This is a genomic window from Micromonospora sp. NPDC005252 (assembly GCF_042872475.1).
Taxonomy (GTDB): domain Bacteria; phylum Actinomycetota; class Actinomycetes; order Mycobacteriales; family Micromonosporaceae; genus Micromonospora.
Window position 1 is genome coordinate 505,828 of the sequence record NZ_JBIAKN010000003.1, and the last position, 18,509, is coordinate 524,336.

The following is an 18,509-nucleotide window of genomic DNA, read 5'->3' on the forward strand; positions in this document are numbered from 1 at the left end:
CGGCCACGGCATGCGCGAACGCCGCCGCGAAGCGTGCGCTCCGCGACGGCGTTCCGGTGGATCAGTGGGATCAGTGGGTACGCGCCGCCGGCCGGCCGCCGAAACCGCGACGGTCGTCGCGCGGCCGGTCGTCCCGACCGCGGCCCTCGGAGCGGTAACCACCCCGGGTGTCCCGGTCGGCGAAACGCCGCTCGTCGGCCGGCCGGTCACCCCGGTCAGCCTGCGGCCGGTCGCCGAAGCGCCGCTCGCCGGTGGGCCGGTCGCCGTACTGCCGGTCGCCGGTCGGACGGTCGCCCGTCGGACGGTCGCCGTAGCGGCGCTCACCCTGCGGTCGGTCGCCGTACTGCCGGTCGCTGGTCGGACGATCGCCGAAGCGCCGCTCGCCGGTGGGCCGGTCGCCGTACTGCCGGTCGCCGGTCGGGCGGTCGCCATAGCGGCGCTCGCCCTGCGGTCGGTCGCCGAAGCGCCGCTCGCCGGTCGGTCGGTCGCCCCGGCCGTCCCGGTCGCCGAACTGCGGGCGGTCGCCGAAGCGCCGCTCGCCGGTGGGCCGGTCGCCGTACTGCCGGTCGCCGGTCGGGCGGTCGCCCCGGCCGTCCCGGTCGCCGAACTGCGGGCGGTCGCCGTAGCGCCGTTCGCCGGTGGGTCGGTCGCCGTAACCCCGGCTGTCCCGATCGGCGTAGCGGCGGTCGCCCTGCGGGCGGTCGCCGTACTGCCGGTCGCCGGTCGGGCGGTCGCCGTAGCGGCGCTCACCCTGCGGGCGGTCGCCGTAGCGGCGCTCGCCGGTCGGCCGGTCACCGAAGCGGCGCGGACCCCCGGAACGGTCGTCGAAGCGGCGTGCGCCGCCGGAGCGGTCGCCGAAGCCGCGAGGCTCCGCTTCCACGCGAACCGGGACGCCACTGGGCTCGCGGGCGCCGATCAGCTCGGCCAGCACCGGGTCGCCGACCCGGACGCGGGTCTCGGCCGGCGCCACGCCGGCCTTCTCCAGCATGGCGAGGGTGGTACGACGCTGCTTGGGCAGTACCAGCGTGGCGACCGCGCCGGACTCGCCGGCCCGGGCGGTGCGGCCGGCGCGGTGCAGGTAGTCCTTCGGGTCCTTCGGGGGGTCGACGTGCAGCACGAGGGTGACCCCGTCGACGTGGATGCCCCGGGCCGCCACATCCGTGGCGACCAGGACGTTCATCCGGCCCTCACGGAACTCGGCCAGGGTCTTGGTCCGCATCCGCTGGGTCTTGCCGCCGTGCAGCCCACCGGCCCGTACGCCGACCGCCGCGAGCTGCTCGACGAGCCGGTCCACACCCAGTTGGGTGCGGGCGAAGACCATGGTCCGCCCGTCCCGGGCGGCGATCGACGCGGCCACCGGGAACTTCTCGTGCGGCGGGATCAGGAGCATGTGGTGATCCATGGTGGACACCGACGCGGTGGACGGCGCGGTGGAGTGGGTCACCGGGTCGTTCATGAACCGCCTGACCAGCGCGTCGACGTCACCGTCGAGGGTGGCCGAGAAGAGCAGCCGCTGACCGTTGGCCGGCGTCTTCGCCAGCAGTTCGGTCACCTCGGGCAGGAAGCCCATGTCGGCCATCTGGTCAGCCTCGTCGAGCACCGTCACCTCGACGTCGTCGAGCTGGCAGATGCCCCGCTCGATCAGGTCGCCGAGCCGGCCCGGGGTCGCAACGATGACCTCCACGCCGCGCCGGAGCGCGTCGATCTGGCGGTCGTACGGAACGCCGCCGACGGCGGTCTTCAAGAAGATGCCGACGGACTTGCCCAGCGGCACCAGCGCATCGTTGACCTGCATGGCCAGCTCACGGGTGGGAACCAGGACCAGGGCGCGCGGCCGCATCGGCCGGGCCCGGTTGCGGGTGGCGAGCCGAGCGATCATCGGCAGGCCGAAGGCGAGCGTCTTGCCCGACCCGGTCTGCCCACGGCCCAGCACGTCCCGGCCGGCGAGGGCGTCCGGAACGGTGGCCCGCTGGATCTCGAACGGAGCGGTGATGCCCTGGCGGGCCAGGGCACGAACCAGCGGCTCGGGCAGACCCAGGCCGGCGAAGTCGATCGGCTCGGCGGTCTCGGACGGAGTGTTCTCGGTCGAGACCGGCTCGGCCGCGACGACGCTGGACGTCTCCGGGGCTGCGTCGATCGCCACCGGGGTGGAATCGAAAACGGACGAAACGGTGCTGGAGTCAGCAGAGGTGGTCAACAAATGCCTTTCGAGCGGGGCGCATCTTCGCGATGGCCTGCCGCGGCTGTGCCGCCGGATCGCCCGCAAGATCGCCCAAGGGCGCGCACCACGCGCGCCGGGTCAGTGATCTCGACCAGTGTACGGCGGTTCGGCGAAGTCGCCAGCCGGTTGACCGACGGTAGTGGGCGGACTCACGGACCCGCGAACCCGCCCGGCCGCCGGATCAGCCGTTGAGCACGCTGCCCACCAGGCCGTCCAGGGCATCGTTCGCGAGCAGGACGACCAGCACGCTGATCCCCACCAGCAGCCCCAACGCGGCGATCAGGACGATCACCACCCGGGTGTTTCGCGATCGCTCGGCCGGCGTGTCCGACCAACCCTGGGCGAGGATGTGCCCGGTCAGCGACCCGGAATTCTCCACCGCCGCGTTGGCCGGCAGGGCGATCGTGGCGAATCCCGGCCCCTCACCGCCGCCGTAGACGGTGCCCGCCAGGTCGGTGCCGCCGTCGCGCCTTCCGGCGTGGGGGCCGGCCGGCGCGTCCCGCCGGGCGGGGCCTCCCGGCGGCGTGGTCGTCCGGTAGCCCGTACCACCGGTCGCCGGCGTGCCGGCGGTGGACGGTGGCCAGCTCGGCAGCGCGGGCGCGGGCACCACCGGTGGGGCCGAGACAGGAGCCTCGGCCCGTGCGCCGCTCGGGGCCGACAATGCGGCACCTGACGTCCATGCGCTGCTCGGGGCCGGCGGTGCGGCATCCCGGCTCGGCTGTGCCCCGGTCGGGGCGACGTGCGAGGCGTTGACGGTTCGGGGTGCCGCGTCGGTCACGGACGGCCACGCGGCCGGCGGCGCGGAGACCGACGCGGTGGCCCGTACGCCCGGCGTGCCGATCGTCGCCGGGGGCGGCGGGAACGGTGGCGCCGGCATCGGACCGGGCGGCGGCGGTGGCGCGGGCACCGGCGGGCCGGGCGGCGGCATCGGAGGCCCGGGAACCGGTGGTGTCGGCGGGCCCGGCATGGGCGGCAGCGGCGAGGGCGGCGGCACGGGTGGCCCTGGCACGGGCGGCACCGGGGCCGGCGGCGGCGTGGGGGAGGGGCCCGGCGTCGGCGACGGACCGGGCGGGTACGGACCCGGACTCGGCGCGGGCTCCGGGTCACCCGGCCCGGGAGGCGTCGGTTCCGGGGTCGGCGGCTCGGGAGGCTGCACCGGCTCGGGAGGCTGCACCGGCTCCGGTTGCTCGGGATTGACCGGCCCCGACCGGTAGACGGCGGACGTGCTGGCCCGGGAGTCCGGCGTGCCCTCGCTGCCGGCCGCGACCCGGCTGCTGCCCGGCACCGTGGCGCTGGCCCGCGCGGGAGCGGTCGAGGTGGCTCGCTGGCCGGGCAACGGGACGCCGACCGGGCTGGCCGAGCCGGTCGCCCGGTAGGTGGTCGCGCTGGCCGGGGCGCTCGCCGGGAGATCACCGGGCAGCGCTCCGACGGTCGCGACGCTCGCGCGGGCCCGCACCGGGGCCGCGGCGGTCGGGGCAGGGGCAGCGTCATCCGGCGCCGGCTGCTCGACGTCCACCTCGCGGGGCTGAGCGATGGCGGCGTTCTCGGCGCGAGCGTCGTCGGTGCCAGCGTCGTTCGCGGCGTCGTCCTCTGGCGCGGTGGCGTTCACGTCGGGCGTGGCGGCCTTCGCGTCGTCCGTGGCAGCCTTCGCGTCGTCGGCGGCCTCCGTGGGGGCCTGCCCGTCGAGCGTGGCGGCGGCTTCGCCGTCGAGCGGGTCGGCCTCCGTCAGCGCGGAGTCGACACTCTCCGCCGGATCTCTCTGCTCGGCCATCTCCGCCCTCCGCGCCACGCTCGCACCCGGCCCGTGACATCGGACCGGATGTGCCTGGTTGTCACCGTGCCACAGATCGCCCCGGGCGGACAGCCGGAGGCCGTGTGGCGGCTCAGCGGTCGGTGCTCGGGCTGTTCGTCGGGCTGTCGCTGGACGTCCCGCTCCGGCTGGTGGACGGTGTGGCGGCCGCGGAGGCTGATGCGCTGGCCGGTGCCGTGGTGGGTGGCGGCGGCGGGGTCGACGGCGTGTTCGTCGGGCTGCCCGTCGGGGTCGGCGTGCTGCTGCCGGTCGGCTTCGGGGTCGGGGTGCCGGTGGGCTTGGGGGTGGCCGATCCGGTCGGCTTGGGCGTCGGCTTGGTGGTCGGCGTCGGCTTGGTGGTCGGCGTCGGCTTCGCGGTGGGGGTCGGCTTGGTGGGCGGGGTCGGCGTGGTGGTGGGGGGCGGCGGAAGGGGCACGGTCGGAGTCGGCACCGCCCCGATCACCCGGGTCGCGGCGTAGAGCCGGGACCAGCCGACCACCGAGATCTTGACCACGTCGCCGGTCGTGGGCGCCTGCACCATCTTGCCGTTACCGATGTACATGCCGACGTGGTGGATCGTGGTCCAGCTGCTGCCGGAGGCGAAGAAGAGCAGGTCGCCGGGGAGCAGTGCGCTCTGCGGCACGGTGCGGGAACGGGTGGCCGCGTACTGGTCGCGGGAGACCCGGGGCAGGTCGAAGTAGTCGGCGCCCGGGGACCGGTACGCCGCCCACATCAGACCGGAGCAGTCGAACTCGTCCGGCCCCTCCTCCGACCACTTGTACGGGTCGCCGAGCTGGGCGAGCGCGTACCGGACGGCGGCCAGCGCCCGCGGGTGCGCGGACATCCCGCTGCTGCTCTGGCCGACGACGTAGCCCGCGCCCAGCTGCTGCTCGGCGGCCTCCTGCTGACGCTCGAGCTCGATCAGCTGCGCGGCGTTGTCCTTGCGCAGTTTGAGCAGGCTGGCCTCGGCGGTGCGCAGCGCCTTCTCGCCGGTGGCGAACTCGGCCTCGGCGGCGTCGACGGCGGTCTTGGCCGTGGCGTGCGCCTGGTAGGCGGCCTGCTCGTTGGCGCGAGCCCGGGACAGCTCGCCGGCCACGGCGGTGGTGGCGCCCTCGACCTTCTCGCCACGGTTGATCCGCTGGAGCCGGCTCAACCCCTGGATGTCGTTGGCGAAGTCACCGGGCGGCAGGGCGGCGGCTGCCTTGACCGCGTCCGAGGCGGCCGCGTCGGCTGCCTGCTGGGCGCGCAGGAGGGCGTCCTGCGTGGTCGCCAGCACCTTGCCGGCGGCGGCGAGCTGGGCCTGCGCGTCGGTGCGTTTCTGCCGGGTCAACAGGAGTTGGTCGCCGAGCAGGCCGACCTGGCTCTCGGCGGCGGCGATCTGGGCGGCCAGCGGGCCGGCGCCGATGTTGACCACCGGCGGGGCGGGGATGCCGGCGACGGGCGGGCTGCCGGGCACCTGCGGCGCGCCGATCGACGGCGGGCGGGCGCCGGTGTCCGGCACCGTCGTGGGCACGGCGGGCTCGGCGTAGGCGGGAGTGGCCAGCACGGCGGCGGCGATCGCGCCGAGCAGGGCTGCCCAGAGCTTCGGTCGCAGCACCGGCGAGATCACCGGGCTCCGTCGTCGCTGCCGTCGCCCGCGCCCGCTGTCGACCATTCCACTCCCCGTCCGGTGCTCGGCGCCGCGCTCGGTGGGCACGGCCGTCGGGACGGTACCAGTGTGTGAGTTCCGCCCCACCTTGTCTTACCGCACGACGGCAGTGATGTCGATGCATCGGTGGGTTACGGGAGGCTGAGAGTCCGGTGAAGTGGATCGCTGCCGCCGACCGTGCCGCCGGGGCCACCGGAACGCCGACGTACCCTCGGGAGGGACCGCAGGTGGAAGGGACGTGCCATGGACGCCGGACTCAAGCGTGAGCTCGAAGCGAAGGTGTACGCCGGTGAGCGGCTGAGCCGCGAGGACGGCATCGCCCTCTACGACAGCGACGACCTGACCTGGTTGGGGCGGCTGGCGCACCACAAGCGCACCGAGCTCAACGGCGAACGGGTGATGTTCAACGTCAACCGTCACCTCAACCTCACCAACGTGTGCTCGGCGTCGTGTGCGTACTGCTCGTTCCAGCGCAAGCCGGGCGAGAAGGACGCGTACACGATGCGCATCGACGAGGCGGTCCGCAAGGCCAAGGAGATGGAGGACGAGCAGCTCACCGAGCTGCATATCGTCAACGGCCTGCACCCGACGCTGCCGTGGCGCTACTACCCGAAGGTGCTGCGCGAGCTGAAGGCGGCGCTGCCGAACGTCAAGCTCAAGTGCTTCACGGCGACCGAGGTCCAGTGGTTCGAGAAGATCAGCGGCCTGAGCGCCGACGAGATCCTCGACGAGCTGATGGACGCCGGCCTGGAGTCGCTGACCGGCGGCGGCGCGGAGATCTTCGACTGGGAGGTCCGGCAGCACATCGTCGACCACGCCTGCCACTGGGAGGACTGGTCGCGGATCCACGCCCTGGCGCACAGCAAGGGCATGAAGACCCCGGCGACGATGCTGTACGGCCACATCGAGGAGCCCCGGCACCGCGTCGACCACGTGCTGCGGCTGCGCGAGTTGCAGGACGAGACCGGCGGCTTCGCGGTCTTCATCCCGCTGCGCTACCAGCACGACTTCGTGGACTCGGCGGACGGCAAGATCCGTAACCGGATCCAGGCGCGCACCACGATGGCCTCGCCGGCCGAGTCGCTGAAGACCTTCGCGGTCTCCCGGCTGCTCTTCGACAACGTGCCGCACGTGAAGAACTTCTGGGTGATGCACGGTCTCTCGGTGGCCCAGCTCTCGCTGAACTTCGGCGTGGACGACCTGGACGGCTCGGTGGTCGAATACAAGATCACGCACGACGCCGACTCGTACGGCACCCCGAACACCATGCACCGCGACGACCTGCTGCACCTGATCTGGGATGCCGGGTTCCAGCCGGTCGAGCGGGACACCCGCTACAACGTGGTCCGGGAGTACGACAAGGCGCCGTCGCTGGCCGAGCGCCGCGCCGAGCCGCAGCAGGTCTGGGCCTGAGGCACCACGTACCCTCGCAGTCGATGACCGAGCAGCGCGGAGCCGAGCAGCAGGGCGGGTTTCCCCGGCGGGACGCCGAGGGACGCGTGCGTACCCTGGGCGATCTGCTCGGGGTGTGCCTGGCCGGCGTGGTCATCGGCGTGCTGGCGCTCGTGCTGTTCGAGTGGGCGTTCGCCTCGTTCGGCGCCGGCGACTTCGGCCACACCAACGGTTGGCTGGCGGTGATCCTGCCGGCCTGGCTGTTCTGGGACGATTTCCGGGCCTGGGATTTCGGCGCGGCCCGGGTGGTGGCGGCGTTCGTCGCGCTGGCGGTCGCGGTGCTCGTGGGGCTGCTGGTCGCCGGGCTGGCCGCCGGGTTCCCGCCGCTGCTGTCCGGCGCGTTGGGGGCACTGGCGTTCACCGTGGCGTACGCGCTGGTCTGGTTCCGCGGCGTCCGTTGGCTGGCCCGCCGGACCGGCTGACCCCGACCAGGTTGACTCTTCCGCCGGCACCGGCGGCTGACGGAGAGAACGGAAGTGGTGCAGGTGAGCGCGGCGGTCAAGTACACGCTGGGCCGGATCGGGCTGTTCGTCGCCGTGCTGGCGGGTCTCTGGCTGGTCGACATGAACGTGTTCCTGAAGCTGATGCTGGCGCTGGTCTTCTCCGCCGCGCTCTCCTTCTTCCTGTTGCGCGGCTGGCGCGACGAGATGGCCGAGGAGATGGCCAGCGCCGCCGAGCGCCGCCGCACCGAGAAGGAACGCCTCCGCGCGGCCCTGGCCGGCGACGACGACCACCCCGACGAGCCTGAGCGGAAGCCGTAGGGCCGGAACGCCGCTCCACCGCCGTGATCAAGAGGTTTGCGTCACCAGGACGGCTTCCGGTGACGCAAACCTCTTGATCAACGGCGTTCGGCGCAACCGGCGTTGGGCGCAACCGGCGCTGGGCCTACCAGTTGGTGGAGCCGGGGACCTTGGGCCAGGGCTTCGAGGTGGGCTTGATGAGGTACGCGATGCCGCCCGAGCCGCCGGAGACTCCGCCGCTGGCGTTGGTGCGCTTGGTCCGCAGCCAGATCTGCTCGAACTGCGCCCGCTTGTAGACGTTGCGCACGACGTCGTTGCTGGACGACGCGGGGTCGTTGACGATGACGTCGCCGTCAGCGGTGAAGCCGACCACCACGAACAGGTGCCCGGAGGTGCCGTAGTTCGCCCCGTCCAGCTCGCTGGCCAGGAAGGACTGGCTGGTCACCACGGGGATGCCGGCGGCGACGAAGCGCTCCAGCTCGTCCAGCGAGTGCAGCCGGGTCACCCGCCCCTCCAGTCCGGGGAAGCTGGCCGCGTACGCGGTGTTGAACGGCCAGTTGCCGGCGCCGTCGTACGCGTAGTCGTAGGTCATCCGGGCGGCGTGGTTGACCGTCGGGTCGGGATAGGTCGGGTCCACCCAGGAGGTGTCGGCCTCCGACGGCTTGCGCCCCCAGTACTCGACGACCATCTCCGTGGAGGTGGGCGAGCACCACGCCTCGCCGCCGCCGTCGTACTCCGGGTAGTGCCCGGCGTGCACGTTCTGCGAGTAGCGCGGCACCGGCAGCTCGACACCCCAGGCGATGTGCCCGGCGCTCGGCGGCACGGTGAACCGGTCCGGCACGGTGGAGCTCATCGCGCCGAGCATCCGCACCACCGGCGCGGCGGTCTGCCCCGGGGCCCGGTAGAGGGTCAGCCGCAGCTGGTACGACCGCAGCAGCACTCCGGCGTCGGCGTCGTCGATGCTGAAGGTGTCCGTCCAGATCGTCGACCAGGGGTCACCCTGCTTGTTGACGCTGGTCCGCTTGATGTCGGTGTCGCCGGAGGCCCAGCGGCCCATGACGTACCACGGGGTCTGGTCGCCGCTGGTGTAGCTGCCCTGCATCTCCACCTGGATCCAGGTGCCGGCGGGGGTCTCCGCGTTCCAGGAGGTGATCAGCTCGGTCGCGTCGAAGCCGATCCGGGTCACCGGCGAGGTCCAGGTGCCGTACTCCCAGGTGCGGGTGGTGCCGGTGTGCGGGTCGGCGTACTCGATGGTGCCGGCCGGGCGGGCCAGGGTGACGCCCGCTCGCGCGCCGGGCACGACGCGGGTGCCGTCCCGGCTGCCCCGGTGCCAGTCGGCGGGGCCGGACCAGTCCTGGAAAATGATCTGCTCGTCGTGGGTGGGGGCCGGCGGCCGGGCCGCCGTCGCGGGGGCTGCGGTGGCGAGCAGGGTGAGCGCGCTGACGCCGGCGAGGGCGGCCGCGTGCAGGCGGGAGGAGGCCATGGGTGCTCCGCGGTGTCGAGTGGGGGCATCGTCGCTGGTCAGTGTTCCGCTTGGAGGGAAGTTTCGCCAGATGTTCGACGGCAGAAAATCTTTGCCGCAGCGATGGTCAACCTGGGATGCACAAGGCAGCGATCGATATTGATATGACCATGTGACTGATGGTGAAGTGTGCTTCACCGAGCGGGACATCCCGCCCTCCGAGGAGGTAGTCCATGACCCTGGGCAGACCCCACCCTCTCCGTCGTCTCCTGGTGCTCGCCGTCGTCACCGGGCTGGGAATCGTCACCGTCGCCGCCGGACCGGTCGCCGCCCAACCGGCACCGGACCGCACCGCCGAGCCGGCCGCCGCCGGCTACCGGGTGCTCGGGCCCCGGACCCTCGCCGACCGCAACGCGGTGGCCCGCACCGGGGCCGCCATCGACTACTCCGAACACGGCGTCCTGCACGTCTCGGCCACCGCCGGCGAGGCCGCCGCCATCGGCAGGCTCGGCTTCCGGCTGGAGCCGCTCGCCCCGCCACCGAACGCCGAACGCGGCGCCGGCGAGGTGGGCACGCTGGCCTTCCCGCCCGCCGACTCCAACTACCACGACTACGCGGAACTGACCGCCGTCGTGAACCAGACCGTCGCCGACCACCCGGCCATCGCCCGCAAGATCAGCATTGGTACGTCGTACGAGGGTCGCGACCTGATGGCCGTGAAGATCTCCGACAACGTCGGCACCGACGAGAACGAGCCGGAGATTTTGTTCAACTCCCAACAGCACGCCCGCGAGCACCTGACCGTCGAGATGGCGATCTACCTGCTCAACCTCTTCACCGACAGCTACGGCAGCGACTCCCGGATCACCAACATCGTCAACAGCCGGGAGATCTGGATCGTGCCGACGGTCAACCCGGACGGCAGCGAGTACGACATCGCCACCGGGTCGTACCGGTCCTGGCGCAAGAACCGCCAGCCCAACAGCGGCTCGTCAAACGTCGGCACCGACCTCAACCGCAACTGGGGCTACAACTGGGGCTGCTGCGGCGGCTCCTCCGGGTCGACGTCGTCGGAGACCTACCGCGGCCCGTCCGCGTTCTCCGCCCCCGAGACGCAGGCGCTGCGCAATTTCGTCAACAGTCGTGTCGTCGGCGGCACCCAGCAGATCAAGGCCAACATCGACTTCCACACCTACTCGGAGCTGGTGCTCTGGCCGTACGGCTACACGACCGCGAACACCGCCACCGGGATGAGCGCCGACCAGTACAACACGTTCGCCACCATCGGCCAGCAGATGGCGGCCACCAACAACTACACCCCGGAGCAGTCCAGCGACCTCTACATCACCGACGGCGACAGCCTCGACTGGATGTGGGCCACCCACAACATCTGGGCGTACACCTTCGAGATGTACCCCGGCTCGTCCGGCGGCGGCGGCTTCTACCCGCCCGACGAGGTGATCACCGCGCAGACCACGCGCAACCGGGAGGCGGTGCTGCTGCTCAGCGAGTACGCCGACTGCCCGTACCGGGCCATCGGCAAGCAGTCGCAGTACTGCGGCGGTGGCGGCGGCACCACGGTCTGGTCGGACACCTTCGAGACCGCGACCGGCTGGACCACCAACCCCGCCGGCACCGACACCGCCACCCTCGGGGCCTGGGAACGGGGTGCCGCCCAGGCCACCACGTCCTCCGGCGCCAAGCAGCTCACCCCGTACGCCGGATCCAACGACCTGGTCACCGGCCAGCTCGCCGGCTCGGCGGCGGGTGACTACGACGTCGACGGCGGCGTGACCAGCGCCCGGTCCCCGGCGGTGACCCTGCCGTCGTCCGGCACGCTGACCCTCTCGCTGGCCTGGTACCTGGCGCACGGCTCGAACGCCTCGTCGGCCGACTACCTGCGGGTGAGCGTGGTGCACAACGGCGGCACCACGGCCCTGCTCACCGAGGCCGGCGCGGCCGCCAACCGCAACGGGACCTGGGCGGTGGCGAACCTCAACCTCACCCCGTACGCCGGCCAGTCGGTCCGCATCCTCGTCGAGGCGGCGGACGCCTCCGGAGCCAGCCTGGTGGAGGCGGCTGTGGACAACGTCACCATCACGTCCTCCTGATCGGGTGGGGCCCCGCTCCGCCCCCGGCGGGGCCCCGCCACCCGCTCCGAGACTCCCGATCCGGGACATATGCCGCCCCCGTGACCACGATCCCGATCGACGAGTGTTGATCAACACTTGATCGATCCGGCACGTCCCGGCGGTGCGCTACCGTCTTATCGACCACTCCGCAGCGAAGCCGGTGCGAAACCGGCGCTGTCCCGCAACTGTGATGCCCCGCCCGACGGCGGGGACGAGCCAGGTCGCCTGCGGATGGGTCGCGACACGCGCTCTCGAGGAAGGGCGCCTCGTGGGCGGGCGTAACGAGTCCTGTCGGCGAAGCACCACACTCCTCGACCGACAGGAGGCCCCCATGTTCAGACGTACCCCTCGGCTCTTCGCCGCGACCCTCGCGGTCGCCGCGCTCGCCCTCGGCGCCTGCGCCGAGAAGACCGACGACAAGCCGAGCGCGGGCACCGCCGCCGCCAACTACCCGGTGACGGTCGGCGCGCTCACCCTCGACAAGCGTCCCGAGAAGATCGTGTCGCTCTCGGCCAGCGCCACCGAGATGCTCTTCGCGATCGGCGCGGGTCCGCAGGTGAGCGCGGTCGACGACCAGTCCAACTACCCGGCCGACGCGCCCAAGACCGACCTGTCCGGCTTCCAGCCCAACGCCGAGGCGATCGCCGGCAAGAACCCCGACCTGGTGGTGCTCTCCAACGACATCAACAAGATCGTCGACCAGCTCGGCAAGCTGAAGATCCCCGTGTACCTGACCCCGGCCGCCACGACGCTGGACGACTCGTACCGGCAGATCACCGAGCTGGGCACCCTGACCGGGCACGCCGACCAGGCCGCCGACGTCGCCACCGGGATGAAGGACGACATCGCCAAGCTGGTCAAGGACCTGCCGCAGCGTGCCGAGAAGCTCACCTACTACCACGAGCTGGGCCCCGAGCTGTACAGCGCGACCAGCAAGACCTTCATCGGCTCGCTCTACAGCCAGGTCGGCCTCGTCAACATCGCCGATGCGGCTGACGCCGACGGCAAGAGCGGCGGCTACCCGCAGCTCTCCCAGGAGTTCATCGTCAAGGCCGACCCGGACTTCGTCTTCCTGGCCGACTCCAAGTGCTGCCAGCAGAACGGCGACTCGGTCAAGGCCCGCAGCGGCTGGGCCGGCCTCACCGCGGTGAAGAACAACCAGGTGGTCACGCTGGACGACGACATCGCCTCCCGCTGGGGCCCGCGGATCGTGGACCTGCTCCGGGTGATCATCGACGCGGTCGCCAAGGTGCCCGCGTGATGACGACCCGTCGGTGACCGGGACGCCGATGGCCGCCCCGCCACCCACCACCCCGCCGGCCGGGACGCCCTCCACGTCCCGGCCCGGCGGGCTGCCGTCCGTCGCTGGGCTGCCGTCCCCTGGTCAGCCCGGTGGGCTGCCGCCCGTCGGTGGGGGCGCGGGGATGCCCGCTGCTGGGGCGCGGCCCGCTGGGGTGCGCAAACGCCTGTTGGTCGCCGGCGTCCTCGCGGTGCTCGTCGCGCTCCTCGCCGGGGTGTCGCTCGGGCCGGTCAGCCTGCCGCCGGGCAGCGTCGCCGCCGAGTTGCTCAACCTGATCCCCGGGGTGCACCTCGACAGCGGGCTGACCGAGCGGGAAATCGCCATCGTCACCGAACTGCGGCTGCCCCGGGTCGTGCTGGGCCTCCTCGTTGGCGGTCTGCTCGCCCTGGCCGGCGGCTGCTACCAGGGTGTGTTCCGCAATCCGCTGGCCGACCCGTACCTGCTCGGCGTGGCCGCCGGCGCGGGCCTCGCGGTCACCGCGGTGATCGCCCTCGGCGGCGTCGGTCGGCAGGGCGCGATCTCCGGGCTGCCGTTGACCATCCCACTGGCCGCGTTCGCCGGCTCGCTACTCGCCGTGACGATGACCTACCTGCTCGGCGCGGCCGGCGGGCGGAGCAGGTCTCCGGCGATGCTGATCCTGGCCGGGGTCGCGGTCTCCGCGTTCCTCTCCGCCGGGCAGACGTACCTGCTCCAGCGGCACTCCGACAGCATCCAGCCGGTCTACTCCTGGCTGCTCGGCCGGCTGGCCACCGCAGGTTGGCACGACGTGCTGCTGGTGCTGCCGTACGCCGCCCTGACCACCGTGGTGGTGCTGCTGCACCGCCGCGAGCTGGACGTCCTCGCGGTCGGCGACGACGAGGCGAGGAGCCTCGGCCTGCACCCGCAGCGCACCCGCTACCTGCTGATCGCCGCCGCGTCGCTGGGCACCGCCGCGGCGGTCTCCGCGACGGGGCTCATCGGCTTCGTCGGCATCATCGTGCCGCACACCGTCCGGCTGCTCGCCGGGTCGAGCTACCGGGTGATCCTGCCGCTGTCACTGCTGTTCGGGGGCGCTTTCCTGGCCCTGACCGACGTGGTGGCCCGGACCGCCGCCGCCCCGGCCGAGGTGCCCATCGGCGTGGTCACCGCACTGCTCGGCGGCCCGTTCTTCGTCCTCGTGCTGCGGACCGCCCGACGGGTGCTCACGTGAGCCCCGAGCCCGGACCGGCGGGCGTGTCCGCTCCCCGGCAGGTCGAAGCGCCGGCCGTCGAGGTGCGGGGGTTGCACGTCAGTCTGGGCGGCACGCCGATCCTCACCGGCGTCGACCTCACCGTCGCGGCCGGCGAGTGGGTCACCGTGATCGGCCCGAACGGCGCCGGCAAATCCACCCTGCTGCGCGCCGTCGGCGGCCTGCTGCCCGCGCCGGAGGCCATCACCCTGTTCGGTACGCCGAGCACCGCACTGCGCCGCCGCGACCGCGCCCGGGTGGTGGCGACGGTGACGCAGTCCCCGGTGGTGCCGCCCGGCATGTCGGTGCTGGACTACGTGCTGCTCGGCCGCACCCCCTACATCCCGCCGCTGGGTCGGGAGTCGACCGCGGACGTCGCCGCCGTGCACGAGGTGCTGGACCGCCTGGACCTCACCGGCTTTCACCGCCGCGAGCTGGCGACCCTCTCCGGGGGCGAACGACAACGTGTCTTCCTCGCCCGCGCGCTCGCCCAGGGCGCGACGCTGCTGCTGCTCGACGAGCCGACCAGCGCGCTGGACATCGGTCACCAGCAGGAGGTTCTGGAGCTGGTCGACCAGTTGCGTCGCGCGCACGGCCTGACGGTGCTCGCCACCATGCACGATCTCTCGCTGGCCGGGGAGTACGCGGACCGGATGGTGATGCTGGCCGACGGCCAGGTGGTGGCGACCGGGACGCCGCACGAGGTGCTTACCGAACACCTCCTCGCCATCCACTACCGGGCCAGCGTCCGGGTGGTCCCCGGCACCAACGGCCCTCTGGTGGTCCCCATCCGCCCCCGCCCGGCCTGACCCTCGCCGTCACCCGAGGTCGATGACCGAGAAGAGTGCTCCCTGGGGGTCGCGGAGGGAGGCGAACCGGCCGGTCGGGATGTCGCGGGGTGGCACGAGGATCGTTCCGCCCAGTTCGGCGGCGCGGGCGGCGGCGGCGTCCGCGTCGGTCACCGCGAAGTACACCGTCCAGTACGCCGGGAGGTCGGCCGGGTAGCCCTCGCCCAGCGGCGGCATCATGCCGGCGACGATCCGCGCGCCGAGCCGCCATGCCGTGTACGTCATCGCCCCGACCTGCTGCTCGTCCGGCTGCCAGCCGAACACCAGCTCGTAGAAGACCTTCGCGCCCTCCGGGTCGGGGGTGACCAGTTCGTTCCAGCTCATCGCGCCGGGCGCGTTGAACACCTCGGCACCGGGCATCGTCAGTGGCTGCCAGACGCTGAACGTGGCGCCCGCCGGGTCGGCGAACACCGCCATCCGGCCCCGGTCGAAGACCTCGAACGGCGGCACCACGACCTGCCCGCCGGCGCGTTCGACCCGGCCGGCGACCAGTTCCGCGTCGTCGGTGGCGACGTACGTCGACCAGATCGGCACCTGGTCGGGAATGGCCGGCGGGCCGGCACCGGCCACCGGCCGGCCGTCGAGCAGGAAGACTGTGTAACCGCCCGCCTCGGGCTCCGGTGTCACCCGTCCGGTCCAGCCGAACAGTTCGGGGTAGAAGCGCCGCGCGTCGGTCAGGTCCGGGGTTGCCAGGTCGGCCCAGCACGGCGTACCCGGCGGGACGGTGCTCACGTCAAGACCCCTCTCGGCCGGCGGCCACGGGCGGCCCCCCTGCCGGAATCCTGGCACCGTCCCGCTGTGGCACGGGGCAAAAACGTGCGAATCGTCAGCTGAACCGGCGACCCTCGTCCCGTCGGTACGCCCAGGCAGCGAGGGAGGCGAGCAGCACGACCCAGACACCGAGCATGATCAGCGCCAGCGGCTCGACCGGGTAGTCGCCGACCGCCGACCACATCAGCTCGGCCGCGCCCCGGGTGGGCAGGAACGGCGCGATCGTCTCGATGAACCCGGGCGCGTCTCCCGGGGCGGAGAGCAGCCCGCCGCCGAACGCGAGCGGCAGGAAGACAACCTGCGCCACCACGATCGCCGCCTTGCTGGGCAGCGAGTAGCCGATGGCGAGCCCCATCAGCGTGAACGGCACCGAGATGACGGCCACCGTGACGGCGGTCAGCAGGAACGCCAGCGGGGTGACCCGGGCCGGGGTCAGCGTCGCGCCGATCACCACGACCGGGATCAGCGAGAGGTAGGTCAGCGCGAGGCCGGCCAGCACCCGGCCCGCGAAGCGGGGCGCGGGTCCGGCCGGCAGGGTCCGGGTGTACGGGTTCCACGGCTGGTCGCGGTCCTCGGCGACGCCGACGCCGTACTGGAAGATGTTGGCGCTCATCACCGAGAAGGTGACCATCGACGCGGTGGCGAAGGTGGCGCCGACCGCGTCGTCACCGGTGAACGGCACCACGAAGAAGATCATGGCGGCGGCGGGGAAGAAGGCGCTGCCGAAGACGGCCACCGGGATCCGGATGATCTCCAGAAGTTGGTAGCGGGCGTGGACCAGGGCGAGCTGCACGGTGCGCCTCCTCAGACGGTGGTGGGTCGGCCGCCGGCAGCGGCGGTGGTGGCGGGGTCGTCGGGGGTGGACTGCGCGGCGACGTGGGCCTGCTCCTGGCTGCCCGTCCCGCTGGTGATGGCGAGGAACGCCTCCTCCAGCGAGGTGGGCCGCACCTCCAGGTCGGTGAACGCCGCTCGGGAGCCGACCAGCGCCCGGACCAGTTCGTCGGCGTCGGTGGTGAGCAGGTGCAGGCGTCCGTCGATCCGTTCGGCGCGTACGACGCCGGGCAGTTCGGGCAGCTCGTCGGCGACCAGGCTGACCCGGCGTACGCCGACGATGCCGCGGACGGCCTCGACGGTGTCGTCGGCGAGCACCCGACCCTGCCCGATCACCACCACGCGGTGGGCGAGCGCCTCCACCTCCTCCAGGTAGTGGCTGCTCAGCAGGACGGTTCCGCCGTCGGTGTGGAACGCGCGGATCGCGTCCCACAGGGTGTGCCGGGCCTCGACGTCCAGACCGGTGGTCGGTTCGTCGAGCAGCACGAGCCGGGGCCGGCCGACGAACGCCAGCGCCACGGCCAGCCGGCGACGCTGGCCGCCGGAGAGCCCGCCGGTCTGCCGCCGGGCGAGGTCGCCCAGGCCGAAGCGGTCGAGCAGCTCATCCCGGGGCACCGGGTCGGGGTAGTGCGCGGAGACGAAGTCGACGACCTCGCCGACGCGCAGCGTGCCCGGCAGCCCGGTCTCCTGCGGGGTGACGCCGATCTGCCGTCGGGACGCCGGGTCGCGGGGGTCGCGGCCGAACAACTCGACCCGGCCCGAACTGGGTCGACGCAGACCGACCAGCAGGTTCATCAGGGTGCTCTTGCCGGCGCCGTTGGGACCGAGCAGGCCGACGAGCTCGCCGGCCCGGACCTCCAGGTCGACGCGGTCGAGGGCGAGGACGTCGCCGTACCGGCGGCTGGCCTGGTCGGCGCGGGCGAGGGTCATGACTGCTCCTTCGACGGGGTGGGGCCGAGCTGGGAGGGATCGAGCAGGGTGCGGATGGCTTCGGTGTACTCCTCGAACGCCAGCCGGCCCCGCCGGCTGAGCCGGATCAGGGTGGCCGGGGTGCGTCCACGATGGGTCTTGCTGATCTCGACGTACCCGGCGTCCTCCAGCTTGCGCAGGTGGACGGAGAGATTGCCGGCGGTCATCGCGAGCAGTTCCTGGAGTCGTGGAAACGTGATCCGGTCCCCGTCGCCGAGCGCGGAGAGCGCGGCGACGACCCGCAGCCGCGCCTGGGCGTGGATGACCGGGTCGAGGTCGGTCATGACCGCCGTCGCTGTCGCAGTCGGGCGATGGCTCCGGCGATCAGGATCCCGACCCCGCCGGCCACCGAGACGACAAGCGCGTGCCAACCCGGCCCGGCGATCGCGCCGACCACGTTGATCACGCTGATCCAGACGCCCAGCCGGAACAGGTCCCGGTCCAGCCAGATCGCGCCGCCCGCCATGTGCAACGCCCCCGTCAGCCCCACGGCGGCAGCGGACCAGAGCAGCGCCGCCAGATCGTGCGGCAGGTGATCCGAGACCCGGCCGACCGCCGCGTACACGCTCATCGAGCCCAGGGCCCAGGCCCACCCGTACCAGCGGCCGCGCCGGGCCGAGTCCCCGGTCACCTGGCCGTACGCCCGCGCGCCGGCCACGGCCTGGATCGCGCCGGCGGCCACCAGCAGGGCGAAGAGCGCGGTCAGGGGCAGCCAGTCGGGCAACCGGACCAGCACCCGGCCACCCGGGGAGTAGCGCAGGAAGAACAGCCCGAAGCCGACCAGCCAGGCCACGCCCCACGGCCAGTAGAGCAGCCGGGCGTCGGGTTCCAGCCGGGAGACCGTGGCCGCCCGCTGGTCACGGATCAGTTGGAGTGCCGTAGCGGCGTCGGCGGGGGGTCGATCATCGTCCTGTTCCACGCAAACAACTTTACGGCGCAAAGCTGAAGTCGTGTGCCCCGCTCCGGTGGCGGGTACCCGACAGCGGCGCTCGGCGCCTACGGTGGGACTCGTCAGCGGCTGATCCGTCGCACCGGACACAGTGGCACAGGACACAGAGGAGGGCCGGCATCAGTTACCAGTCGCGGCTGACCGACCTCGTCGAGCCGGACGAACTGCGGGCCGCCGCCGAAACCCGGAT

Annotated in this window: 16 protein-coding genes and 1 riboswitch; of the genes, 7 read left to right on the forward strand and 9 right to left on the reverse strand. The window is 72.7% G+C overall.

What is annotated here, in order from left to right:
* Positions 1 to 70: 70 nt before the first annotated feature.
* The 3 genes from ACFYPH_RS12015 to ACFYPH_RS12025 all read right to left on the reverse strand — a co-directional run bounded on the left by ACFYPH_RS12015 (position 71) and on the right by ACFYPH_RS12025 (position 5,664).
* A complete protein-coding gene (locus ACFYPH_RS12015; protein WP_387181187.1) occupies positions 71 to 2,143 on the reverse strand; it encodes a DEAD/DEAH box helicase in 2,073 nt (690 codons plus the stop codon).
* A 259-nt stretch (positions 2,144 to 2,402) separates the two neighbouring features.
* Positions 2,403 to 3,992 (reverse strand): hypothetical protein, encoded by a 1,590-nt coding sequence (locus tag ACFYPH_RS12020; protein WP_387181189.1) that lies wholly within the window; start codon positions 3,990 to 3,992, stop codon positions 2,403 to 2,405.
* A 112-nt stretch (positions 3,993 to 4,104) separates the two neighbouring features.
* Positions 4,105 to 5,664: an NlpC/P60 family protein gene (locus tag ACFYPH_RS12025; protein WP_387181487.1), complete on the reverse strand. Its 1,560-nt coding sequence runs from the start codon at positions 5,662 to 5,664 to the stop codon at positions 4,105 to 4,107.
* Between the two features lie 237 nt (positions 5,665 to 5,901).
* Here ACFYPH_RS12025 and mqnE point away from each other — a divergent pair, with 237 nt between their 5' ends.
* From mqnE to ACFYPH_RS12040, 3 genes are all read left to right on the forward strand, one after another.
* Entirely contained in the window at positions 5,902 to 7,071 is a 1,170-nt protein-coding gene (mqnE, locus tag ACFYPH_RS12030) for an aminofutalosine synthase MqnE (protein ID WP_387181192.1), read from the forward strand.
* Between the two features lie 23 nt (positions 7,072 to 7,094).
* Positions 7,095 to 7,532, forward strand: a complete 438-nt coding sequence (locus ACFYPH_RS12035; protein WP_354853818.1) for a hypothetical protein — start codon at positions 7,095 to 7,097, stop codon at positions 7,530 to 7,532.
* 63 nt (positions 7,533 to 7,595) lie between these two features.
* Positions 7,596 to 7,871 carry a DUF4229 domain-containing protein gene (locus ACFYPH_RS12040; protein WP_354853821.1) on the forward strand — a complete coding sequence of 92 codons (276 nt, stop codon included), beginning with the start codon at positions 7,596 to 7,598 and terminating at the stop codon, positions 7,869 to 7,871.
* A 124-nt stretch (positions 7,872 to 7,995) separates the two neighbouring features.
* On the opposite strand, the gene ACFYPH_RS12045 is transcribed toward ACFYPH_RS12040, so the two are convergent.
* Complete coding sequence (locus ACFYPH_RS12045) at positions 7,996 to 9,333, reverse strand: C39 family peptidase (protein WP_387181195.1); 1,338 nt, start codon at positions 9,331 to 9,333, stop codon at positions 7,996 to 7,998.
* Between the two features lie 212 nt (positions 9,334 to 9,545).
* Between ACFYPH_RS12045 and ACFYPH_RS12050 the strand changes: the two genes are divergently transcribed.
* The 4 genes from ACFYPH_RS12050 to ACFYPH_RS12065 all read left to right on the forward strand — a co-directional run bounded on the left by ACFYPH_RS12050 (position 9,546) and on the right by ACFYPH_RS12065 (position 14,760).
* Positions 9,546 to 11,423 (forward strand): M14 family zinc carboxypeptidase, encoded by a 1,878-nt coding sequence (locus ACFYPH_RS12050; protein WP_387181198.1) that lies wholly within the window; start codon positions 9,546 to 9,548, stop codon positions 11,421 to 11,423.
* 177 nt (positions 11,424 to 11,600) lie between these two features.
* Positions 11,601 to 11,665: riboswitch (cobalamin riboswitch) on the forward strand.
* Positions 11,666 to 11,775: 110 nt separating this feature from the next.
* The gene (locus ACFYPH_RS12055; RefSeq protein ID WP_354853830.1) at positions 11,776 to 12,705 is read left to right on the forward strand and encodes an ABC transporter substrate-binding protein; all 930 of its coding nucleotides are present in this window, start codon (positions 11,776 to 11,778) and stop codon (positions 12,703 to 12,705) included.
* Between the two features lie 163 nt (positions 12,706 to 12,868).
* A complete protein-coding gene (locus tag ACFYPH_RS12060; protein WP_387181490.1) occupies positions 12,869 to 13,933 on the forward strand; it encodes a FecCD family ABC transporter permease in 1,065 nt (354 codons plus the stop codon).
* Between the two features lie 23 nt (positions 13,934 to 13,956).
* Complete coding sequence (locus ACFYPH_RS12065) at positions 13,957 to 14,760, forward strand: ABC transporter ATP-binding protein (RefSeq protein WP_354853939.1); 804 nt, start codon at positions 13,957 to 13,959, stop codon at positions 14,758 to 14,760.
* A 9-nt stretch (positions 14,761 to 14,769) separates the two neighbouring features.
* Here the strand turns inward: ACFYPH_RS12065 and ACFYPH_RS12070 are convergent, their stop codons facing one another.
* The 5 genes from ACFYPH_RS12070 to ACFYPH_RS12090 form a co-directional block, all read right to left on the reverse strand.
* Positions 14,770 to 15,531 (reverse strand): VOC family protein, encoded by a 762-nt coding sequence (locus ACFYPH_RS12070; protein WP_387181201.1) that lies wholly within the window; start codon positions 15,529 to 15,531, stop codon positions 14,770 to 14,772.
* A gap of 94 nt (positions 15,532 to 15,625) precedes the next feature.
* A complete protein-coding gene (locus ACFYPH_RS12075; RefSeq protein ID WP_355064776.1) occupies positions 15,626 to 16,363 on the reverse strand; it encodes an ABC transporter permease in 738 nt (245 codons plus the stop codon).
* An 11-nt stretch (positions 16,364 to 16,374) separates the two neighbouring features.
* On the reverse strand, positions 16,375 to 17,331 hold the full coding sequence (locus ACFYPH_RS12080) for an ABC transporter ATP-binding protein (protein WP_354853839.1): 957 nt from the start codon (positions 17,329 to 17,331) through the stop codon (positions 16,375 to 16,377).
* A complete protein-coding gene (locus ACFYPH_RS12085) occupies positions 17,328 to 17,654 on the reverse strand; it encodes a transcriptional regulator (RefSeq protein WP_234584813.1) in 327 nt (108 codons plus the stop codon). The genes ACFYPH_RS12080 and ACFYPH_RS12085 overlap by 4 nt, the downstream gene beginning before the upstream one ends.
* On the reverse strand, positions 17,651 to 18,289 hold the full coding sequence (locus ACFYPH_RS12090) for a transporter (RefSeq protein WP_355134242.1): 639 nt from the start codon (positions 18,287 to 18,289) through the stop codon (positions 17,651 to 17,653). The genes ACFYPH_RS12085 and ACFYPH_RS12090 overlap by 4 nt, the downstream gene beginning before the upstream one ends.
* Positions 18,290 to 18,509: the final 220 nt, after the last annotated feature.